A 20,794-nucleotide genomic window follows, 5' to 3' on the forward strand; every position below is an offset into this window, starting at 1 on the left:
GATCCAGTGTCTTTACCGCGGCATCGAGAAGGGCGGAAGTCACTGGGTTCCCGCCTGCGCGGGAACGACGAGATTCGGAGTTACATGTCGTGCTTGTTGAGGTCGTAGCCCAGCGCCTGGTACTGCTTCCAGCGCTCGCGCAGCGGTCCGCGCGCGGCCGGATCGGCCGGCACCACCTCGAGCACGCGCTCGCAGGGGGCGGTCCAGGCCGCATCGCGCAGGTTGATCGCCAGCGGCCGCGGCGGCGCCTCGGTGCCGGGCGGAACGATCAGCACCGGGGCCAGCTCGTCCTCCTCGTCGCCGGCGATCTGGTGCGGGATGTAGGCGTCCGGATCGAACGACCACAGCAGGTCGTCCAGTTCCTCGGCCTGGGCCTGGTCACGCGCCAGCACCACGGTGAACTGGTTGCCGTCGCAGGCGCGCCGCGCCAGCTCGCAGACCAGCAGCAGCGGCTGGTCCGCGAAGCGCGGCTTGGCGATGAGATAGAAGTCGGCGCGTGGCATAAGCGGCGTCAAAAATGGGGTCAGGTTCATTTTTTTCGATTAAAAAAATGAACCTGACCCCATTTTTGCTCCTTACCTGACCCGGTCCAGCAGCCACTGGCTCAGCAGGCCGACCGGGCGGCCGGTGGCCATCCCGCGCTTGCCCTCGTCGCTGGCCGAGCCGGCGATGTCCAGGTGCGCCCAGCGCTGGCCTTCGGCGAAGCGGGCCAGGAAGCAGCCGGCGGTGATCGCGCCACCCCAGCGGCCGCCGATGTTGTAGACGTCGGCGAAGGTCGACTCCAGCAGGGTCTGGTACTCGTCCCACAGCGGCAGGCGCCAGGCGCGGTCGAACACGTGCTCGCCGGCGGCCAGCAGCTCGTTCGCGAGGTCGTCGTGCCGGCTCATCAGGCCGGAGGCAAACTTGCCCAGCGCGACCATGCACGCGCCCGTAAGCGTAGCCACGTCGACCAGCGCCTGCGGCTCGAAGCGCTGCGCGTAGGTCAGCGCGTCGCACAGGATCAGGCGGCCCTCGGCGTCGGTGTTGCCGACCTCGATGGTCTTGCCGGACATCGAGGTGATCACGTCCGACGGCCGGTAGCTGTTGCCGTCGATCGCGTTCTCCACCGCCGGGGCGATCACCACCAGGTTCAGCGGCAGCTTCATCTTCACCGCGGCGACGAAGGTGCCCAGCACGCTGCCGGCACCGAGCATGTCGTACTTCATCTCCTCGATGCCGCCCTGGGTCTTGAGGTTGACGCCGCCGGTGTCGAAGGTGATGCCCTTGCCGACCAGCACGTAGGGCTTGGCCTCGCCGCCGCCGGACCACTTCAGCACGATCAGCTTCGGCCGGTTGGCCGAGCCGCGGGCCACGGCCAGCAGCGAGCCCATGCCCAGTGCCTCCATCTGCGCCTCGTCCAGGATCTCGGCTTCGGCGCCGTCGTGCTCTGCCGCGAACTTCTCCGCCTGCTCGGCCAGGTAGGCCGGGTTGCAGATGTTCGGCGGCAGGTTGCCCAGCTCGCGGGTGAAGGCCACGCCGGCCGCAATGGCCTCGCCCTGGACCAGGGCGGTGGCGTCGTCGCCGGCGATCGCCAGCTCGCGCAGGCCCGGCTCGTCCTTCTTCTTGCCGAGGGTGGCGGTGTAGCGGTAGGCGGCGTGGTCGGCGGCGACGGCGGCCTGGCGGATCGCCCAGGCCGCGTCGCGGCCGACCACGGCAACCTCGCTGAGGGTCAGCAGCGCCTTGCCCACCGGGCCGGTCTTCAGCGCGCGGACCGCGTCGGCCACCGCCTTGAGGTACTGCGGCACGCCGAACTTGGCGGTCTCTCCCAGGCCGATGACCAGCACCCGCGGCGCGGCTATGCCCGGCAGGTCGTGCAGGAGCAGGCTGCGGCCGGTGCGGCCGCTGAGGTCGCCCCGCTCGAGCAGGGCGCGCAGGCGGCCCCCACTGGCCTCGTCGATCGCCTGGCCCGCGGGCGTGAGCGTCTTGTCGGCGTAGGCGCCGACCACGACGCAATCGAAGGCGGCCGCGGCGGCGGCCTCGCGGTTCAGGGTGAATTGCAGGGCCATTGATCAGATTCCGGGGGCAGGTAACTACAATGCGGGTCGAATCGCGGATCGCCGGCCGGCCATGGCTCTTCCAGAACCCGGCCGGGGCGCCCGCAAGCGAACCCGGGATTTTATAGGACTGCCCCGCCCGATGCCGAAGCTCGACCGATACCTGCTGGGCGATTTCGTCCAGAGCTTCCTGGCCACGCTCATCGTGCTGCTGACGGTGAGCCTGGGCGGGGTGCTGGTCGACGTGCTGGGCGAGATCGCCGATGGCGGCCTGCCGGCCAAGCTGCTGTTGTCCCAACTGGGCCTGCAACTGCTGGTCTACCTGCCGCTGGTGCTGCCGCTGGCGCTGATGCTGGGGCTGATGCTGTCGGTGGTCCGGCTGTACCGGGACTCGGAGATGGCGGTGATCAACGCGGTCGGGGTCGGCCCGCGCCGGCTGCTGCGGCCGCTGCTGATGGCGGCGCTGCCGGTGGTGGTGGCGGTGGGCGTGTGCTCGCTGTGGCTGGGACCATGGGCCCAGCGCACCGGCGCGCGCCTGATCGAGCAGGCCAACCGCAGCCTGATCGTCGCCGGGCTGGAGGCGGGCCGCTTCACCCTGCTGCCCGGGGGGGGCGGGATCGTCTACATCGATGGCATGAACGAGGACGGCACCGGGCTGAAGGGCGTGTTCCTGCAGCGCGAGCGCGAGGGCCGGATCGACGTGATGACCGCGCGCGACGGCGCGCTGCAGCTCGACGGCGAGCGCGAGCGCTTCCTGCACCTGCGCGACGGCCACCGGCTCGAGGGCCCGCTCGGCGGCGCCCTGGATTTCCGCCTGATGCGCTACGCCACCAACGAGGTGGCCCTGCCGGACCGTGCCGAAACCCGCGACAGCGACGACCCGGCGCTGGCCCCGACCCGCGAGCTGCTCGGCGACCGGCGCCCGCAGGCCATGGCCGAGCTGCACGCGCGCCTGGCCCCGCCGCTGCTGGCGCTGGGCTTCGCCCTGCTGACCCTGCCGCTGGCGCGCAGTTCGCCGCGGCAGCAGCGCTACGGACGGCTGATGCTGGGCTTCCTGGCCTACCTGGTCAGCGTGAACCTGATGTTCATCGGCACCCGCATGCTCGCCGAGGGCGAGCTGCCGGGCCTGCTGGGCCTGTGGTGGCTGACCCTGCCGCTGCTGGCGCTGGCGACATGGCTGTACCTGCGCGACGGGCGCCTGCCGCGGCCGCGGAGGGCGGCGGCATGAACCTGCGCCCGCGCCTGCACGACCTCTATATCGGCCGGGTGGTCCTGGCCACGGTGCTGCTGACCTGGGCGGTGCTGCTCGGCTTCGACGTGGTGATGGCGCTGTCCGGCCAGCTCGGCGACCTGGGCAAGGGCAGCTTCGACTTCCCGACCGCGCTGGCGGTGGTGGCCTACACCGTGCCGCGCCGGGCCTACACCATCTTTCCCTATGCGGCGGTGATCGGCTCGCTGATGGGCCTGGGCCAGTTGGCCGCGACCTCCGAACTGACCGCGCTGCGCGCGCTGGGCCTGTCGCGGCGCCGGCTGAGCCTGTCGGCCGCCGCGTCGCTGGCCCTGCTCACCGCGCTGATGGTGGTCAACGGCGAGACCCTGGCGCCCTGGGGCCAGCGCCAGTCCGACCAGCTCAAGCTCGCGGCCAAGACCAACAACGTGGCCATGGCGCGCTACCAGGGACTGTGGGCGCGCGAGGGCGACATCTTCCTCAACGCCATCGACGGCCAGGAACGCACGGTGGATGGCCGGCGCACGCTGGAGCTGCGCGACGTGCGCCTGTACCGGCTCGATCCCGAAGGCGGCCTGCATTCGCTGACCCGTGCCGCAGTGGCCGAATACGACGCCGGCGGCTGGCGGCTGCGCGACGTGCGCCGGGTCAGCTTCGGCTTCAGCCCCGGCCTGGCGACCGAGCAACTGCTGGCGGAGGAGCGCTGGGAGTCGGAGCTGGACCCGAACGCGCTGGCCGCCGGCGTCACCCGTGCCCGCAACCTGTCGGCGTCCGACCTGCGCGCCAGCATCGACTACCGCGCCCGCAACAACCTCGACGCGCGCGAGTACGAGGACATCTACTGGAGCCGCTGGTTCTACCCGATCAATGTACTGGCGCTGTGCCTGGCGGCGGTACCGTTCGCCTTCGGCAGCCTGCGCAGCGGCGGCATGGGCAAGCGCCTGTTCCTGGGCATCGTGTTCTCGCTGGGCTTCATGCTGCTGCAGATGCAGTTTGGCCGCCTGGCCGGCGCGTTCCGCTTCGACTACCGCATCGCCTACGCACTGCCGCCGATCCTGATGCTGGCCACCTCGTGGTGGCTGTTCCGGCGCAAATCGGGCTAGGCCCGGCCGGCGTTGCCGGCCGGGCCTAGCCCGATCGTGTAGGAGCCGGGTTCAGCCGGCGACAGGGGCGTCGGAATCATGAGGTAGTCGCCTGTGCCAGCGTGGCATGTCGCCGGCTGAAGCCAGCTCCCACAACCGCCAAGGCGCCCGGTTTTTCTGTAGGAGCCGGGTTCAGCCGGTGACCCGGGCGTCGGAACCATGAGGGAGTCGCCTGTGCCCGCGTGGCATGTCGCCGGCTGAAGCCAGCTCCTACAACCGCCACGTCGCCCGGTTTTTCTGTAGGAGCCGGGTTCAGCCGGCGACAGGGGCGTCGGAACCATGAGGGCATCGCCTGTGCCCGCGTGGCATGCCGTCGGCAAGGACGATCCTCCCTGCACCGAGACCCTCGTCCAGGCAGGCAGCTACCGCTTCGGCACCCGCACCAGCCGCGTGCCGCTGGCACGGTCATGCCAGGCCAGGCGGTCGCGGTCGAACCAGGCCCACCAGAAACCCAGGCCGCCGGCCAGCAGCGACAGCGTGCCCACCGCGTACCGCAGCCACACCGCCTTCCGGCCCGGCACGCCGCCGGCGGCCGCAACCAGTTTCAGCCGCCACGGGCGCATGCCCAGGGTCTGCCCGCCGCGGCGCCAGCTCAGCGTCGCATAGAGACCGGTCACGCCGATGCAGGCCAGGAACAGCAGCCAGCTCGGCAGGCTGTTGGGGGCGATGTTGTGCCGGGCGTCGCCGGCGAGGAGCGCATCCAGCGCCACGAACGGCACCGCGGTCAGCATCCATAGCGCCGCCACCGGCCACAGGTCGTAGAACAGCGACAGCAGCCGCCGGCCCACCCAGGCGCGGGGGCGTTCAGCGGGGGGCGGCGGCAGGGCGGGGGCGGAGTCGGAGGTCGGTTCGTCCATCGCCGCACAGGATAGCGGGAGCCGGCGGCTATCCTGTGCGGCATGGAGTCCGCGCCCCGCACCGCCGCCGATCGCCGCCGGCTCGCGCACCGCCTGCCGGCGCTGCGCGAGGCCGACGCACGCGCGATCGGCCGCTTCATCGATGCGGCCTGGGCCGAGCACGGCCTGGCCCGGCAGACCCAGGACGCCTACCGGCGCGACCTCGAGCAACTGGCGCGCTGGCGCGACGGCGCCGGCGGCGGCCTGGAGGGCGCCGACCGCGAGACCCTGTTCCGCTACATGGCCTGGCGCCACGCGCAGGGCTACCAGCCGCGCAGCAACGCCCGCTTGCGCGCCAGCCTGCGCGCGTTCTACGCCCACCTGGTACGCGCGGGCGTGCGCAAGGACGACCCGGCCGCGCTGCTGGACCCGCCGCGGCTGCCGCGGCCGCTACCCAAGGCGCTGACCGAGTCGCAGGTCGACGCGCTGCTGGCCGTGCCGGACGTGGACACGGCCGAGGGCCTGCGTGACCGGGCGATGCTGGAGCTGATGTACGCCGCCGGCCTGCGCGTGAGCGAACTGGTCGACCTGCCTGCCAACGCGGTCAACCTGCGCCAGGGCGTGGTCCGGGTGCTGGGCAAAGGCAGCAAGGAGCGGCTGGTGCCGCTGGGCGAGGAATCCCAGCATTGGCTCGAGCGCTACCTGGCCCAGGCCCGCCCCCAACTGGCCGGCGGCAAGCCCGTCCCGGCCGACGCCCAGGGCAATGTGCCGCTGTTCCTGACTCCGCAAAGGCGGGCGCCGACCCGCCAGGCCTACTGGCAGGCGTTGAAGCGGCATGCGGCCGCGGCCGGGATCGACCCGCGCAAGGTGACTCCGCACGGCGTGCGCCACAGCTTCGCCACCCACCTGCTCAACCGCGGCGCCGACCTGCGCGCGCTGCAGCTGCTGCTGGGCCACGCCAGCCTGTCCACCACCCAGATCTACACCCTGGTCGCACGCGAGCACCTGCAGCGCCTGCACGCCCGCCACCACCCGCGGGGATGACGGTGCGTGGTGGCCTGGAGGCGGCGGTTGCGGATGAACGTCGGCGACCCGTCCCACCTTGCGGCACACGGCCGCGCCGCCGGCGTATGCCAGAATCCAGCTTGATACTTCCTGGATCCCCCAACGCCATGCTCCGAATCCTCGCCACCGCGCTGTTGGGCGCGATCAGCCTCAGCGCCTGCGCCCAGACCAACGCGCCCCCCGCCACCCAGGCGCCTGCCGCGAAGCCCACCGCAGCCAAGCCGGCGCCGGCGGCCGCACAGGGCACGCCCGAGGCGAACGTGCGCCAGGCGCTGCGCGGGATCGCCCCGGACCTGGCGGCGGAGTACGTCGGCGCCGCGCCGTTCCCCGGGTTCCGCGAGGTGCTGCTGGGCGGGCAGGTGCTGTACGTGTCCGACGACGGCCGCTACCTGATGCAGGCGCAGCCGTTCGACCTGCAGGCGCGCAAGCCGGCCAGCAGCGCGGGCCTGATGGCCTACCGCCGGGATCTGATCGCGACCATCCCGGAGCAGGACCGGATCATCTTCGCCCCGCCCAACACCAAGCACACCATCACCGTGTTCACCGACGTCGAGTGCGGTTACTGCCGGCGCATGCACCAGCAGATCGCCGACTACAACCGGCTCGGGATCGCGGTGGAATACGTGGCGTTCCCGCGCATGGGCCCGGCCAGCCAGGATTTCCGCGACATGGAGTCGGTGTGGTGCGCCAGCGACCGCCGGCGCGCGCTGTCCGACGCCAAGGCCGGCCAGCCGGTGCCTGCCAAACGCTGCACCAGCCCGGTGGCGATGCAGTTCGACATCGGCCAGCGCGTGGGCGTGAACGGTACCCCGGCGATATTTTCCGCCGACGGCGATCAGCTGGGTGGCTACCTGCCGCCGCAGCAGCTGCTGCAGGCGCTGGAAGGCGGCAACGGCGCGGGAGTCACCGGCGGGTCGCGCTGAACGGCGCTCCCATCCACGGTCGGCCTGCGACGCATCTGCCCCGTGTTGCAGGAACCCGGCTTGCTGGCGACCGGGCGTCGGGATCGCAAGGGCGTCGCCTGCACCAATGGGGTCAGGTTCAATTTCCCAACCTCGATGCCCAGCCCCAACGGGGTCAGGTCACTTCCCCGAGAAAAGGAACCTGACCCCATTTGGGCGACGTGGGAATCGGGCGCTGGGGCGTAGCGTGGGTTGACGGCCTCGCGGCGGGTAAGCCTTGTCTCCTGCAACTGCCGTGGGAGGCCTTCCCCCGAGGGGTCGGCGCGGCGTCCCGGGCTCCCGCTGGTCCGCTCCGGTACAATGGCCGGCCTTTCCCCTGCGACTTCCCCGGACATGATCGTCCTTGAGGGCGCGCCCGCCCTTTCGCCGTTCCGCCGGCAGCGGCTCGAATCCCGCCTGCAGTCCCTGGTCCCCGGCCTGCGCATCGAAGGCGCCTGGCACGTCTACTTCGTCCAGCCGGGCGACAGCGCACCGGATCCGGCCGCACTCCACCGTATCCTCCAGGCCGGCGACGCGCAGGCGCCGCGGGCCGGCGGCGCGCTGTCGCGCTACGTGGTGCCGCGGCTGGGCACGCGCTCGCCCTGGTCGAGCAAGGCCACCGAACTGCTGAAGGGCGCCGGCCTGCCGGTCGCGCGGGTCGAGCGCGGAATGCGCCTGGACCTGGCCGGCTGGCCGCAGGACGCCGCCACCCAGGCGGCCGTGGGCAAGCTGCTGCATGACCCGATGACACAGTCGCTGCTGGCCTCGCACGAGGACGCGCAGGCGCTGTTCGCCGCGCAACCGCGCGGGACGCTGCAGCGCATCGCGCTGGACGACCTGGAAGGCGCCAACCGCCGCCTCGGCCTGGCCCTGGCCGACGACGAGATCGAGTACCTGCGCGCCCGCTATTCGGAGCTGGGCCGCGATCCGTCGGACGTGGAACTGATGATGTTCGCGCAGGCGAACTCCGAGCACTGCAGGCACAAGATCTTCAACGCCAGTTGGACCATCGACGGGCAGGAACAGGAGCGCTCCCTGTTCCGGATGATCAAGAACACCCACCAGAAGACGCCGCAACATACCTTGAGCGCCTACAGCGACAACGCCGCGGTGATCGCCGGCCACGTCGCTGCGCGCTACCGGCCCGACCCGGCCAGCGGCGAATACCGCAGCGAGGCGCCGGTGCCGTCGGCGTTCCAGATCAAGGTCGAGACCCACAACCACCCGACCGCGATCTCGCCGTTCCCGGGCGCCTCCACCGGCGCCGGCGGCGAGATCCGCGACGAGGGCGCCACCGGCCGCGGCGGCAAGCCCAAGGCCGGCCTGACCGGCTTCACTGTCTCGCACCTGCGCATCCCGACGTTGCCGCAGCCGTGGGAGGCGCCGCGCGCGCTCAATCCGCGCATGGCCCCGGCGCTGGAGATCATGCTCGACGGCCCGCTCGGCGGCGCCGCGTTCAACAACGAGTTCGGCCGGCCCAACCTGCTGGGCTACTTCCGCAGCTTCGAGCTGAGCGAAGGCGGCGCTCCCGATGGAAGCCGGCTGGCGCGCGCCTACGACAAGCCGATCATGCTGGCCGGTGGCCTGGGCGCGATCGACCGCATCCAGGTCGAGAAGATCCCGCTGCGGCCGGGCGACGCGGTGATCGTGCTCGGCGGCCCGGCGATGCTGATCGGCCTGGGCGGCGGCGCGGCCAGTTCGGTGGCCTCCGGCGAGAGCGCCGAGGACCTGGACTTCGCCAGCGTGCAGCGCGACAACCCGGAGATGGAGCGCCGCTGCCAGGAGGTCATCGACCGCTGCGTGGCGATGGGCGAGGCCAACCCGATCCACTTCTTCCACGACGTCGGTGCCGGCGGCCTGTCCAACGCCATCCCCGAACTGCTGCACGACTCGGGCGTGGGCGGGGTGATCGACCTGGGCAAGGTGCCGACCGACGACCCGTCGCTGTCGCCGCTGGAACTGTGGTGCAACGAGTCGCAGGAGCGCTACGTGCTCGGCGTGCCGGCCGACCGGCTCGACGAGTTCGCCGCGATCTGCGCGCGCGAACGCTGCCCGTTCGCCGCGGTCGGCGTGGCCACCGCCGAGGAGCGCCTGGTGGTGGCCTATGGCGCCACTCCGGGCAACATCCCGGCCGACGCGCCGATCGATCTGCCGATGGACGTGCTGTTCGGCAAGGCGCCGAAGATGCACCGCGACACCCGGCATCCGCCGGCTGCGCCGTGGCCGGCGCTGGACCCCTCGGGCCTGGATCTGCACCAAGCCGGCCTGCGCGTGCTCGCGCACCCGACGGTGGCGTCCAAGAGCTTCCTGGTCACCATCGGTGACCGCAGCGTCGGCGGCCTGACCGCGCGCGAGCAGATGGTCGGCCCCTGGCAACTGCCGCTGGCCGACTGCGCGATCACCCTGGCCGATTACGACGGCGTGGCCGGCGAGGCGATGGCGATCGGCGAGCGCACCCCGCTGGCGCTGCTGGACTCGGCCGCCGCCGCGCGCATGGCGGTGGGCGAGGCGATCACCAACCTGTGCGCCGCGCCGGTGGAGGCGCTGGAGCAGGTCAAGCTGTCGGCCAACTGGATGGCCGCCGCCGGCCACCCGGGCGAGGACGCGCTGCTGTACGACGCGGTCCGCGCGGTGGGCATGGAGCTGTGCCCGGAGCTGGAGCTGAGCATCCCGGTAGGCAAGGATTCGCTGTCGATGCAGGCGCAGTGGCAGGACGACGGCCAGGCGCACAAGTCGGTCTCGCCGGTGTCGCTGATCGTGTCCGCGTTCGCACCGGTGGCCGACGTGCGCGCGCAGCTGACCCCGCTGCTGGCCGAGGGCGAAGACAGCGAGCTGTGGCTGATCGGCCTGGGCGGCGGCAAGCAGCGGCTGGGCGGTTCGGTGCTGGCCCAGGTCCACGCCGGCGACGAAGCGCTACCGGCCTTCGGCGGCGACGCGCCCGACCTGGACGATGCCGGGCGCCTGCGCAGCTTCTTCGAACTGGTCCGCGACGCGCGCGAGGCGGGCCTGCTGCTGGCCTACCACGACCGCAGCGACGGCGGCGCCTTCGCCGCGCTGTGCGAGATGGCCTTCGCCTCCCGCCGTGGCCTGGACATCACCCTGGACGCCTGGGGCGAGGATCCGTTCCGCGCCCTGTTCAACGAGGAACTGGGCGCAGTGGTGCAGGTGGCCGACGAGGACCGCGCCGCGTTCGCCGACCTGGTCGAGCGCCACGCATTGACCGAATGCGCCCAGCGCATCGCCCGCCCGACCCGCTTGCCGAAGGTGCGCGTGCGCCGCGAGGGCCAGCTGCTGGCCGAGTGGCGCTGGGAGGAGTTGTTCGACGCGTGGTGGTCGGTCACCCACGCGATGCAGCGGCTGCGCGACAACCCCGACAGCGCCGACGAGGAGCGCACCGTGGCCCGGGACTTCGCCGCGCCGGGGCTGAAGCCGAAGCTGGCGTTCGATCCGGCCGAGGACGTGGCCGCGCCGTTCGTGGCCAAGGGTGCGCGCCCGCGCGTGGCGATCCTGCGCGAGCAGGGCGTCAACGGCCAGATCGAGATGGCGCGCGCGTTCGACCGCGCCGGTTTTACGCCGGTCGACGTGCATATGAGCGACCTGATCGCCGGCCGCGTCTCGCTGGACGGGTTTGCCGGCCTGGCCGCTTGCGGCGGCTTCAGCTACGGCGACGTCCTCGGCGCCGGCCGCGGCTGGGCCACTTCGATCCTGGAGCGCGCCGCGTTGCGCGAGGCCTTCGCCGCGTTCTTCGCCCGCCCCGATACCTTCTCGCTGGGCGTGTGCAACGGCTGCCAGATGTTGAGCCAGCTCAGGGACATCATCCCCGAGGCGCAGCACTGGCCGAAGTTCCTGCGCAACCGCAGCGAGCAGTTCGAGGCGCGCACCAGCCTGCTGGAGGTGGTGGAGTCGCCGTCGATCCTGCTGCGCGGGATGGCCGGTTCGCGCATCCCGGTGGCGGTGGCGCACGGCGAGGGCCGGGCCGAGTTCGACAGCGCGGTCGACCAGGCCGCGGCGCGGGTGGCGTTGCGTTACGTGGACGGCGACGGCAACGTGGCCACGACCTATCCGCTCAATCCGAACGGTTCGCCGGAGGGCATCACCGGGCTGTCCAGCGAGGACGGGCGGGCCACGATCCTGATGCCGCATCCGGAGCGGGTGGTGCGCAGCGTCAACCTGAGTTGGCATCCGGCCGGATTGGGCGAGGATTCGCCGTGGATGCGGATGTTCCGCAACGCGCGGGTCTGGGTCGGCTGACGGCCGACCCTCCATCCCGGGCCATCCCGGCGATCACGAAAGGCGCGCTCCTGCCGGGGCGCGCCTTTCGTCTTTACGGCCTGCGTGATCGCCTGGAAACCGCAACCGCAACCGCAACCGCAACCGCAACCGCAACCGCAACCGCAACCGCAACCGCAACCGCAACCGCAACCGCAAGGTCAAAAGCGCCGGGTGTGGTCGGCTTCGGGCTGAGCCGCGGCAGGCCGGGAGTATTGCGGTCGTCTCGACGGCACATCCGTGTGCCGACTCGCCGACGCGGCCATCCCTGGCCGCTGCCGCAATACTCCCGGCCCGCCACGTCTTCGGGAGCTTTGGCGTCGTGGCTCCGTTCGCAGTGAGGCGATCAGGGCCCGGCTTTTGTAGGAGCGGGCATGACCGCGACTCGACGCCGTCGGCCCAGGCGACGCCCTCGTGATTCCGACGCCCGTGTCGCGGTCATGCCCGCTCCTACAGAAGGCAGCCCCGCTGCAGGTTTGCCCTCTTCCTTTCGCCGCAGGCGAAGGGGAGGGCCGGGGAGGGGTGCTTTAGCCGTTGCTGTTGCTCCTCCGATCGAAGCCAGACCCCCAAAGCTCCCGAGGCCGCCGTGCCCAGGGGGTCTGGCGCAAGCAGCACAGGGATGTGCTGCGTTCGCGACGCGGAGGCAGGACGCCGGAGCGGAGCGATGCGCCAGACCCCCTGGGCACGACGGCCCCGTCCGAAGCCGACGCTTCCAGCTTTCGCTTTCACGGCACCGCCCCTCCGAAGCCGACGCTTCTGGCTTTTGCTCTGACGGCACGCTCCCTCCCGAAGCCGACGCTCTTGCTTCCAGCAACATGCCTCCCTTGAGAAACCGATGCTCATCGCGCCCAGCAACCACGCCCCCTGAGAAACCGCCGTTTCTGCTTCGAGCAACCGCAACCCATCCCAATCCAGCGCCACAACAACATCCGCCTCCCTGCTAAAGTCCGCGCCATTCCCTCCAGGAGTCCGCGCCGAACCGTGAGCGACCTGCCCATCGTGCTGCTGCCGCTCGGTGCCGACGAGGATGCGCTCGACGCCTGCCTGGCCGCACTGGAAGCGGCCACGCCCGCCGGCACTCCGGTGTGGCTGGCCGACGACGCGCAGGCCGGGCCGCGCGGGATCGCCATCGTCGAGCGCTGGCTGCAGCGCACGCGGCTGCGGGCCGAATACACCCGGCGCGCGCATCCGATCGGCGAGTCGGCGCACCTGCAGGAGATGCTGCGCGCCTGTGGCGATGCCGACGTGGTGGTGCTGGCCGCCGACGCGCAGCCGCTGCCGGGCTGGCTCACGCAGCTGGCCGCATGCCTGGCGCGCGATGCGGCGATCGCCACCGCCACGCCCTGGTGCAACGCCGGCGAGACCGCCGGTTGGCCGCGCCTGGGCGAGATATCGCCGCCGCCGGCCGAACCGGCGCTGACCGCGCAGGCCTGCGCGGCGATGGCGCCGCGGCATCCCGAACTGCCGGCCGCGGTAGGCCATGCGGTAGCACTGCGCGGCAGCGCCCGCCAGCGTGCGGGCGGGCTGGATACCGCCAGCTTCGCCTCCTGGTACGCCGCGCTGACCGACCTGTCGTTGCGCCTGGCCGGGCTGGGCTGGCGCAACGCGCTGTGCGAGACCGCGTTCGTCGCCCGCGGCGGCGAAGGCGGACCGGCCGAAGGCGACCTCGATGCGCTGGCCGCGCGCTGGCCGGCCTGGCATCCGCGCCTGGCCGGCTTCCTGATGCAGGATCCGCTGCGCGAAACGCGCGAGCGCCTGCAGGCGCTACACGCGCAGCTGCGCGACACCCCGCAGCACGACCTGTTCGCGCCGGAGACGGCGGCATGAGCGCGGTAGGCGGCGGCGACGGCATCGCCGCGGTGGTGGTCAGCTACCGCAGCGCGTCCACCCTGGACGAGTGCCTGGTGCGCCTGCGCGCGGCGCGCGACGTGGTCCAGATCCGGGTGGTCGACAACGGCTCGGACGACGGCACGCTGGAGATCCTGCAGCGCCATGCGCTGGACGATCCGCGCATGCGCTTCATCGCCAATCCGGACAACCCGGGGTTCGCCGTGGCCTGCAACCAGGGCGCGGCCGACTGCGATGCGCCGTGGCTGGCCTTCGTCAACCCGGACCTGCATGTCCGTCCCGATTCGCTGGCGCGCCTGCGCGGTCACGCGCAGGCGCTGGGCGGCGAACCGCTGCTCGGCGCCGACCTGCACGGCGAAGACGGCGTGCGCGACGGCGCCGCGCGCCGGCGCGACCCGGACTTCGCGGCGATGCTGCGCGCGCCGTCGGCGGCTGCGCACCTGGACGTGCCGATGGACACGGAGCGCGCGGTGCAACCGGTGGATGCGGTGTCCGGCGCGCTGATGCTGATGCCGCGCGCGCTGTTCGTGCGCATCGGCGGCTTCGACGAGGGCTACCGCCTGCATGCCGAGGACCTAGACCTGTGCCGCCGCGCGCGCCAGGCCGGCGCCGTGGTGGCGGCGGCCAACGACGTGGCGGTGCTGCACGTGCGCGGCGTCTCCAGCCGCTCGCGGCCGGTGTTCGTGGAGTGGCACAAGCACCGCGGCCTGTGGCGCTATTTCCGCCGCTTCGAGGCATCCAGGCGCGGACCGGCCACGCGTGCGGTGGTGTTCGCCGCGATCTGGACGCATTTCCTCGCCCGCCTGCCGCGCATGCTGCTGGCGCGCTGATCCGGCAACGGAGGCGACTGGCGACCGTCCGGACCCTGGTGGCCACGACCGTGCAGTTCAGGATGATGCAGGCGGCGTCGCACCGGCACGCTGGGGTGCGGGTCGAGTACCTGTTCCGCTGCCGCCCGCCCGGCATGGACCCGCAGCGTACCTGGACGGAACGCGCATCTGGCCTGCCAGTGGCAGGTGTTGGAAGTGCCTGCCCGCAGGCATGGGCCGGCGGTCGGTGACCGCGGGTATGCTGGACCCACGCGTTCCCCGCATCGACGGCGGGCGGCGCAACACGACAGGGAGCGAGCGATGGCGCGGATACTCGGCATCTCCGGCAGCCTGCGCGCCGGTTCGTTCAATACGGCGCTGCTGCGTGCCGCGCGGGGGCTCGCCGTGCCGGGCGTGGAACTGGAACTGGCCACCCTGCACGGCATCCCGCTGTACGACGGCGACTTGGAGCAGGGCGAGGGCATCCCGCCTGCGGTGCTCGCGTTGAAGGCCCGTGTGCTGGCCAGCGACGGCCTGCTGCTGGCCACGCCGGAATACAACAACGGCATCCCCGGGGTGTTCAAGAACGCGATCGACTGGCTGTCGCGGCCGGCGGCGGAGATCCCGCAGGTGTTCGGCGGCCGGCCGGTCGCGCTCGTCGGTGCCTCGCCGGGCGGCTTCGGCACGATCCTGGCGCAGGACGCCTGGCTGGCGGTGCTGCGCACGCTCGGGATGCGCTTCTGGTCCGGCGGCCGGCTGCTGGTTTCGCGCGCCGGACAGGCCTTCGATGCGCAGGGCAACCTGGGCGACGAGCGGGTACGCCAGCAACTGGCGCAGTTCCTGGCCGGCTATCGGGATTTCATCGCCAGGTAAACCGGTGGCATCGCGATCGCGGCCGGACTCGGGAAAAGCTCCCCGCTCGGCCGCGCTTGACCCCACCGGCAGGGCAAATCGCGCTGCCGGACCCGCGTCCCGTGGCGTCCATGGGTACAAACGCCCCCGTGTGGCATTCCGTTTCCGAATGTGAATCCGCTTAAGGATTCCGTCCTGCCGTAATTGTTACGCAGGCAACGGAATCTCTGTTGCAGTGCACTGTGACAGCGCTTCCCCCGCGTGCTATCTCTTCGCCCACTCCAGAATGTTAGCGCTATCAATGTGTGCGGCCTGCCCGGATGGCAGCCGCTGCGATGCGAACAGGCGAAAGCCCGTTTCACGTCGTTGCTACAGGGCTTCCGATTCGATTTTTCTGCCGGCGACCATCGTAGTAACCGGCATAGCAGGGACGGACGCAGTTCTGTCCGGTTGTACAGGTCGTCGACTGCGGCCTGCAAAAGCCCCGGCCAGGGGATACATCCACAAATCGAAGCATGAGGGGAGGGTAGGCAGATGAGTAGTCGCAGGTCGCGGTGTCCCGCGCTGTCAGGCAAGGGCAAGCGTTTCAGCTTCAAGTCGAAGGCGATGTTCACCATCGTCGGTGGCGTCATCATCATCAATCCCGCGTTCGCACAGGATCCGCAGCAGGACGATCCGACCACGCTGGACACGGTCGTGGTCACCGGCATGCGCAGCAGCCTCGACCAGGCGATGAATATCAAGCGCGATACGGCGGGCATCGTCGACGCGATCAGTGCCGAGGACATCGGCAAGTTCCCCGACACCAACCTGGCCGAGGCGTTGCAGCGCATCACCGGTATCTCGATCGAACGCCGCGACGGCGAAGGCGCGCAGGTCACCGCGCGCGGCTTCAGTTCCACCTTCAACCTGGTCACGCTCAACGGCCGCCAGATCCCGGGTGCCGACGGCTTCGGCAGTGGTGGCCTTGAAATCGGCGGCGTCGGCTCGGGTACCCGCGGCTTCAACTTCGCGCAGCTGGCTTCCGAGGCGATCAGCGGCGTCACCGTGTTCAAGACCGGTCGCGCCAGCGCGCCCAGCGGCGGCATCGGCGCCACCATCGACATCCTCACCGCCCGTCCGTTCAACCACGCCGGCGGCGAGATCGTGGCCAGTGCCGGCGCCAAGGCCGTTTCCGACCATTCGCAGACGCTGGGCAACGACACCACGCCCGAGGTCTCAGGCATCTTCAGCTACGCCAACCCGGACAAGACCTGGGGCGTCGGCGTCAACGCCAGCTACCAGAAGCGCCACGGTGGTTCGGTGCAGGCCACGGAGAACACCTGGAACGTCGCCCGCTGGTCCGGCACCGATTCGCGCCTGCGCCCGGGTGCCGTGGTCGAGAACGCGCCGGCTATCGGCCAGCTCTACTCCATGCCCAACGACCTGCGCTACGCGTTCTCGGACTTCACGCGCGAGCGCGTCAACGGCCAGGCGGTGCTGCAGTTCGCCCCGTCCGACGCCTTCACCTTCACCCTGGACTACACCTACTCGACCAACGAGATCGCCCAGGACCGCGGCGAGCAGACCATGTGGCTGCAGAACAGCCTCAGCCACGTGACCTTCGACGGCAACACCCAGGTCGCCACGCCGGTCTACATCCGCGACATCGCCGGCGGCGGCAAGGACTTCGGCTTCGAGCAGCAGCGCGACGAGCAGAAGTACAAGCTGGGTTCGCTGGGCCTGAACGCGCGCTGGGACGTCAACGACCGCTTCGCGCTGACCTTCGACGCGCACAACACCAAGGTCGACAGCCGGCCGAACGACCCGATCACCGGCGGCAGTTCCACCGCCTTCAGCTTCGCCGGCCTGGCCCCGAACCGCACGGTCAACAACTGGACGCAGGAATACTGGTTCAACAGTGGCCTGCCGATCATGAAGAACACGCTGTTCCCGACCACCGCCGACGCCCTGGCCAATACCAACGGCGTGGCCAACCCGGCTTTCGCCCCTGAGCAGCTGGGTTCGCAGATCCTGCGCATCTGGTCCACGCGCCAGGACAGCGAGGTCAAGCAGGGCAGGATCGACGGCACGCTGGACTTCGACAACGGCCGTTTCCTGTTCGGCGTCGATTCGTCGAAGACTTCGATGCGGCGACTGAACGTGGACGGCCACGCCCACCTGATGACCCTGGGCAACTGGGGTGCGGGCGATGCCGGCCAGGTTCCGGGCATGACCGATCTGCTGAGCCGGTTCAGCATCGTCGACCTGTTCAAGGACTACAACACGACGGACGCGCCGCGCGCGGCATGGCGCGGTCAGGCCAGCGCGCTGGCCAAGTGGGCCGAGGAAGCCTGCAACAACGGCAGCGCGCCGGCCTCGTGGCCGGAGTGCGACCGGGTCAGTTCCCGGGTGCGCACGGTGTACGACCAGAACAACATGATCGAGGAGAAGACCAACGCGGTATACGTGCAGTGGGAGCAGGACGCCACGCTCGGCAGCATGCAGACCTACACCGTCATCGGCCTGCGCTACGAGGAGACCGACATCGAGTCGACCTCGGTCATCCAGGTCCCGAGCGCCATCCGCTGGATGTCCAACAACGACTTCGTCATCGTGCGTTCGGACGAGGCGATGCCGTTCGCAGAGACGGCCAGCTACAACTATCTGCTGCCCAACCTGGACTTCAGCATCGATTTCACCAGTGACCTGAAGGGCCGCTTCTCGGCCAGCAAGACCATCGCCCGGCCGCCGTACGGCAACCTGTATGCCGGCCCGAACCCCGGCGCACCCAGTGGCTCGATCCTGTTCGGCGAGCAGTTCCGCGGGACGGGCGGTGCCCAGAATCCGTCGCTGCTGCCGCTGGAGTCGCAGAACCTCGACCTGGGCCTGGAGTGGTACTTCGCCCCGTCCAGCTTCGTCGGCGTGACCTACTGGAACAAGCGGGTCAAGAACTTCATCGGCAACACCGTGATCCGCGAGAACCTGTACGGCATCACCGACCCCACCTCCGGCCCGGATGCTCGGGCGGCGCTGGACTTCCTCAACAGTGCGGCCTGCACCAGCCAGGTTACCGCGGCGGGCAATGACCCGCTGGAAGGCTGCACGGGCAACTACACCACGCTGTTCACCGCGCTGGCGATGCTGCGAAACGCCGGTGCCACCGGCGGCCTGGCGGCCTACAACGGCAGCAATGCCCAGGTCCTCGACATGGAGGAACGCTTCGACATCTTCGGCGCCGCCGGCGACCCGCTGTACGAGTTCGACGTGAACCGTCCGATCAACCAGCGATCCGCCAGGCTGCACGGCTGGGAAATCGGCGGCCAGTACTTCTTCGGCGAAAGCGGCTTCGGCATCCTGGCCAACTACACCATCGTCAAGGGCGATGTGGGCATCGACCGGGCGGCCGATCCGGGCGCCAACGTGTTTGCATTGACCGGCCTGAGCGACACCGCCAACGCGGTGCTGATGTACGAGAACTATGGCTGGTCGGCTCGCCTGGCCTGGAACTGGCGCGACGAGTATCTCCTGCAAGCGAACCAGAACGGCAACAACCGCAACCCGTACTTCGTCGAGGCGTACTACCAGTACGACCTGAGCGTGTCGTACCGGTTCACCGACAACTTCGCGGTATCGTTCGAGGCGATCAACCTCACCGGCGAGGACGTGCGCTGGCACGCCCGCACCGAGAACCAGCTGGTCCGCCTGCTCGACCAGTCGCCGCGCTACATGGTGGGTGTCCGCTACACCTTCTGAAGAACCCCCGGAGATGTACTTCCAGGCTTGGTGATGATTGGCCGGGACCGCTGCTCAGGCAGCGGTCCCTTTTTTCTGGGCCTGGCGGCGCGCGGGCGGGCTTGCGGGAGCGGCGGGTTTCTGGAATCGTCGCCAGCAGGGCCGGCGCATCCGCGCACCGGATTTCGAACCACCGATGGAGCCGAAATGGCCCGATACCAACTGCTGAACAACGTCGCGCACAAGGACCTGCGCGTCTCCACCCGTTTCGGCACCGAATTCGGCGACAGCCTCGGCATGGTCCAGGCCTTCCCGACCGAATTCGCCGAACTCCAGCGCGAGTACCCGATCTTTTTCCGCCAGGGCACCGACGGCGAATTCCAGGCCGTGGCCCTGCTCGGCTTCGACCACCACGAGAATCTGTTCCTGCAGGGCGGCGGATGGAACGCCTCCTACCTGCCGGGCGCGATCGCCCGCGGGCCGTTCCTGATCGGTTTCCAGGAACAGGAGGTCGACGGCCAGCTGCGCACCGAGCCGGTCATCCACGTCGACCTCGACCATCCGCGCGTGATCACCGGGCAGGGCGAGCCGGTGTTCCTGGGCCACGGTGGCAACAGTCCCTACCTGGAACACATCATCGACGTGCTGCGCGGCATCAACGACGGCGTGCAGGCCGGCCAGGCCATGTTCGCCGCGTTCCAGGCGCTGGAACTGATCCAGCCGATGAGCCTGGACGTGCGCTTCGACGACAGCCACGGCGTGAACCTGACCGGGCTGTACGGCATCGACCGCGAGCGCCTGGCCGCGCTTGATCCGGCATCGCTGCACGAGCTGCACCGGTCCGGCTGGCTGGAGGGCGCCTACCTGGTGCTGGCCTCGCTGTACAACATGCGCCGGCTGATCGCCGAAAAGCAGCGCCGCCTGCGCGAACAGGACGCGGCCGGGCAGGGGCGGGCGGCCTGAGGCGATGTTCGACCGGCTGGCCAGCGTGCGCGTGCTCGAGGGCTGCAGCCCGGATGCGCTGCCGCTCGCGAAACTGCTGGAGGACGGCCTGCCCACCGTGCTCAAGGGCCTGGCGCGCGACTGGAGCCTGGTGCGCGCCGGCCTGGAGTCGCCGCAGGCGGCGATGGACCACCTGCGCGCGCACTACGACGGCCGCCCGGTGACCTACTCCTGGGGCGAGCCGGCCACCGCCGGGCGCCCGTTCTACAACGCCGGTTTCACCGCGCTGAACTGCGAGGTGCGGCGCGGCGGCCTGGACCAGGTGCTCGACGGGCTGGCCTCTTACCTGGACGACCCGCGGCCGCCGACCTTCTACGTGGCCTCGCTGCTGGTGGACACCTGCCTGCCCGGGCTGCGCGCCGGCAACGACCTGGATTTTGCCGCCCAGGGCGTGGACGCGCCGCCGGCGATCTGGATCGGCAACCGGGTCACCGCCTCGTGCCACTACGACGCGCCCAACAACATCGCCTGCTGCGCGGTGGGGCGGCGTCGCTTCACCGTGTTCCCGCCGGAGCAGATCGGCAACCTGTACCCGGGGCCGCTGGAGCCCACGCCCGGCGGCCAGGCGGTGAGCGTGGTCGATTTCTCGGCGCCGGACTTCGAGCGCTACCCGCGCTTCCGCCAGGCGCTGGAAACGGCGCAGACGGTGGTGCTGGAACCGGGCGACGCGATCTTCATCCCGAGCATGTGGTGGCACCACGTGCAGGGGCAGGACCCGTTCACCGTGCTGGTGAACTACTGGTGGACCAGCATGCCGGCGTGGGTCCCCACGCCGATGCACGCGCTGTACCACGCGCTGTGGACGATCCGCGACCGGCCCGAACGGGAGAAGCAGGCCTGGCGCGAGGTGTTCGAGTACTACGTGTTCGGTCCCGCGGACCGGGCCGGCGCGCACCTGCCCGAACCGGCGCGCAACATCCTGGGGCCGTTCGACGAAACGATGGCGCGGCGGATGCGGGCGCTGCTGATCGGCAAGCTCAACCGCTGAGGACCGGCGCGCCGGGCGCGGCCGGTTCCGGCGGCAAGGATAGGGGGCGTCCCGGGGCATGGTGCCG

Annotated in this window: 14 protein-coding genes; 11 read left to right on the forward strand and 3 right to left on the reverse strand. The window is 70.6% G+C overall.

Features of this window, described 5'->3' with window-relative positions; all coding sequences use genetic code 11:
- Window positions 1-80: 80 nt before the first annotated feature.
- Together WQ53_RS11245 and WQ53_RS11250 are read right to left on the reverse strand one after the other, a co-directional pair.
- Window positions 81-503 (reverse strand): DNA polymerase III subunit chi, encoded by a 423-nt coding sequence (locus WQ53_RS11245; RefSeq protein ID WP_052632433.1) that lies wholly within the window; start codon window positions 501-503, stop codon window positions 81-83.
- 72 nt (window positions 504-575) lie between these two features.
- Window positions 576-2,045 (reverse strand): leucyl aminopeptidase, encoded by a 1,470-nt coding sequence (locus tag WQ53_RS11250; protein ID WP_052632435.1) that lies wholly within the window; start codon window positions 2,043-2,045, stop codon window positions 576-578.
- A 130-nt stretch (window positions 2,046-2,175) separates the two neighbouring features.
- Here WQ53_RS11250 and lptF point away from each other — a divergent pair, with 130 nt between their 5' ends.
- Both lptF and lptG read left to right on the forward strand, forming a co-directional pair.
- Window positions 2,176-3,261 carry an LPS export ABC transporter permease LptF gene (gene lptF / locus WQ53_RS11255; protein ID WP_052632437.1) on the forward strand — a complete coding sequence of 362 codons (1,086 nt, stop codon included), beginning with the start codon at window positions 2,176-2,178 and terminating at the stop codon, window positions 3,259-3,261.
- A complete protein-coding gene (gene lptG, locus WQ53_RS11260; protein WP_052632439.1) occupies window positions 3,258-4,364 on the forward strand; it encodes an LPS export ABC transporter permease LptG in 1,107 nt (368 codons plus the stop codon). Before lptF ends, lptG begins: the two co-directional genes overlap by 4 nt.
- Window positions 4,365-4,765: 401 nt before the next feature.
- Here lptG and WQ53_RS11265 read toward each other — a convergent pair whose 3' ends face one another.
- The gene (locus WQ53_RS11265; RefSeq protein WP_052632441.1) at window positions 4,766-5,260 is read right to left on the reverse strand and encodes an RDD family protein; all 495 of its coding nucleotides are present in this window, start codon (window positions 5,258-5,260) and stop codon (window positions 4,766-4,768) included.
- 42 nt (window positions 5,261-5,302) lie between these two features.
- Between WQ53_RS11265 and xerD the strand changes: the two genes are divergently transcribed.
- The 9 genes from xerD (at window position 5,303) to WQ53_RS11310 (ending at window position 20,727) form a co-directional block, all read left to right on the forward strand.
- A complete protein-coding gene (gene xerD, locus WQ53_RS11270) occupies window positions 5,303-6,283 on the forward strand; it encodes a site-specific tyrosine recombinase XerD (protein ID WP_052632443.1) in 981 nt (326 codons plus the stop codon).
- Window positions 6,284-6,411: 128 nt separating this feature from the next.
- The gene (locus tag WQ53_RS11275; protein ID WP_052632445.1) at window positions 6,412-7,227 is read left to right on the forward strand and encodes a DsbC family protein; all 816 of its coding nucleotides are present in this window, start codon (window positions 6,412-6,414) and stop codon (window positions 7,225-7,227) included.
- 372 nt (window positions 7,228-7,599) lie between these two features.
- A complete protein-coding gene (purL, locus tag WQ53_RS11280; RefSeq protein WP_144409314.1) occupies window positions 7,600-11,496 on the forward strand; it encodes a phosphoribosylformylglycinamidine synthase in 3,897 nt (1,298 codons plus the stop codon).
- A gap of 999 nt (window positions 11,497-12,495) precedes the next feature.
- The gene (locus WQ53_RS11285) at window positions 12,496-13,341 is read left to right on the forward strand and encodes a glycosyltransferase family 2 protein (protein ID WP_052632449.1); all 846 of its coding nucleotides are present in this window, start codon (window positions 12,496-12,498) and stop codon (window positions 13,339-13,341) included.
- Complete coding sequence (locus WQ53_RS11290; RefSeq protein ID WP_052632451.1) at window positions 13,338-14,192, forward strand: glycosyltransferase; 855 nt, start codon at window positions 13,338-13,340, stop codon at window positions 14,190-14,192. The genes WQ53_RS11285 and WQ53_RS11290 overlap by 4 nt, the downstream gene beginning before the upstream one ends.
- A gap of 300 nt (window positions 14,193-14,492) precedes the next feature.
- Window positions 14,493-15,044 carry an NADPH-dependent FMN reductase gene (locus tag WQ53_RS11295; RefSeq protein ID WP_052632453.1) on the forward strand — a complete coding sequence of 184 codons (552 nt, stop codon included), beginning with the start codon at window positions 14,493-14,495 and terminating at the stop codon, window positions 15,042-15,044.
- A gap of 513 nt (window positions 15,045-15,557) precedes the next feature.
- Complete coding sequence (locus tag WQ53_RS11300) at window positions 15,558-18,758, forward strand: TonB-dependent receptor (RefSeq protein WP_052632454.1); 3,201 nt, start codon at window positions 15,558-15,560, stop codon at window positions 18,756-18,758.
- A 186-nt stretch (window positions 18,759-18,944) separates the two neighbouring features.
- Window positions 18,945-19,700 carry a SapC family protein gene (locus WQ53_RS11305; RefSeq protein ID WP_052632455.1) on the forward strand — a complete coding sequence of 252 codons (756 nt, stop codon included), beginning with the start codon at window positions 18,945-18,947 and terminating at the stop codon, window positions 19,698-19,700.
- A 4-nt stretch (window positions 19,701-19,704) separates the two neighbouring features.
- Window positions 19,705-20,727 carry a cupin-like domain-containing protein gene (locus tag WQ53_RS11310; RefSeq protein WP_052632456.1) on the forward strand — a complete coding sequence of 341 codons (1,023 nt, stop codon included), beginning with the start codon at window positions 19,705-19,707 and terminating at the stop codon, window positions 20,725-20,727.
- Window positions 20,728-20,794 lie beyond the last annotated feature (67 nt).

This window comes from Pseudoxanthomonas suwonensis, from assembly GCF_000972865.1.
In the GTDB taxonomy this organism is placed as follows: Bacteria; Pseudomonadota; Gammaproteobacteria; order Xanthomonadales; family Xanthomonadaceae; genus Pseudoxanthomonas; species Pseudoxanthomonas suwonensis_B.

What these genes read in the sequence shown, in the direction of transcription:
- WQ53_RS11245 (WP_052632433.1), bottom strand. Translation starts at nt 503, where the DNA reads ATGCCACGCGCCGACTTCTATCTCATCGCCAAGCCGCGCTTCGCGGAC.
- WQ53_RS11250 (WP_052632435.1), bottom strand. Translation starts at nt 2,045, where the DNA reads ATGGCCCTGCAATTCACCCTGAACCGCGAGGCCGCCGCCGCGGCCGCC.
- lptF (WP_052632437.1), top strand. Translation starts at nt 2,176, where the DNA reads ATGCCGAAGCTCGACCGATACCTGCTGGGCGATTTCGTCCAGAGCTTC.
- lptG (WP_052632439.1), top strand. Translation starts at nt 3,258, where the DNA reads ATGAACCTGCGCCCGCGCCTGCACGACCTCTATATCGGCCGGGTGGTC.
- WQ53_RS11265 (WP_052632441.1), bottom strand. Translation starts at nt 5,260, where the DNA reads ATGGACGAACCGACCTCCGACTCCGCCCCCGCCCTGCCGCCGCCCCCC.
- xerD (WP_052632443.1), top strand. Translation starts at nt 5,303, where the DNA reads ATGGAGTCCGCGCCCCGCACCGCCGCCGATCGCCGCCGGCTCGCGCAC.
- WQ53_RS11275 (WP_052632445.1), top strand. Translation starts at nt 6,412, where the DNA reads ATGCTCCGAATCCTCGCCACCGCGCTGTTGGGCGCGATCAGCCTCAGC.
- purL (WP_144409314.1), top strand. Translation starts at nt 7,600, where the DNA reads ATGATCGTCCTTGAGGGCGCGCCCGCCCTTTCGCCGTTCCGCCGGCAG.
- WQ53_RS11290 (WP_052632451.1), top strand. Translation starts at nt 13,338, where the DNA reads ATGAGCGCGGTAGGCGGCGGCGACGGCATCGCCGCGGTGGTGGTCAGC.
- WQ53_RS11295 (WP_052632453.1), top strand. Translation starts at nt 14,493, where the DNA reads ATGGCGCGGATACTCGGCATCTCCGGCAGCCTGCGCGCCGGTTCGTTC.
- WQ53_RS11300 (WP_052632454.1), top strand. Translation starts at nt 15,558, where the DNA reads ATGAGTAGTCGCAGGTCGCGGTGTCCCGCGCTGTCAGGCAAGGGCAAG.
- WQ53_RS11305 (WP_052632455.1), top strand. Translation starts at nt 18,945, where the DNA reads ATGGCCCGATACCAACTGCTGAACAACGTCGCGCACAAGGACCTGCGC.
- WQ53_RS11310 (WP_052632456.1), top strand. Translation starts at nt 19,705, where the DNA reads ATGTTCGACCGGCTGGCCAGCGTGCGCGTGCTCGAGGGCTGCAGCCCG.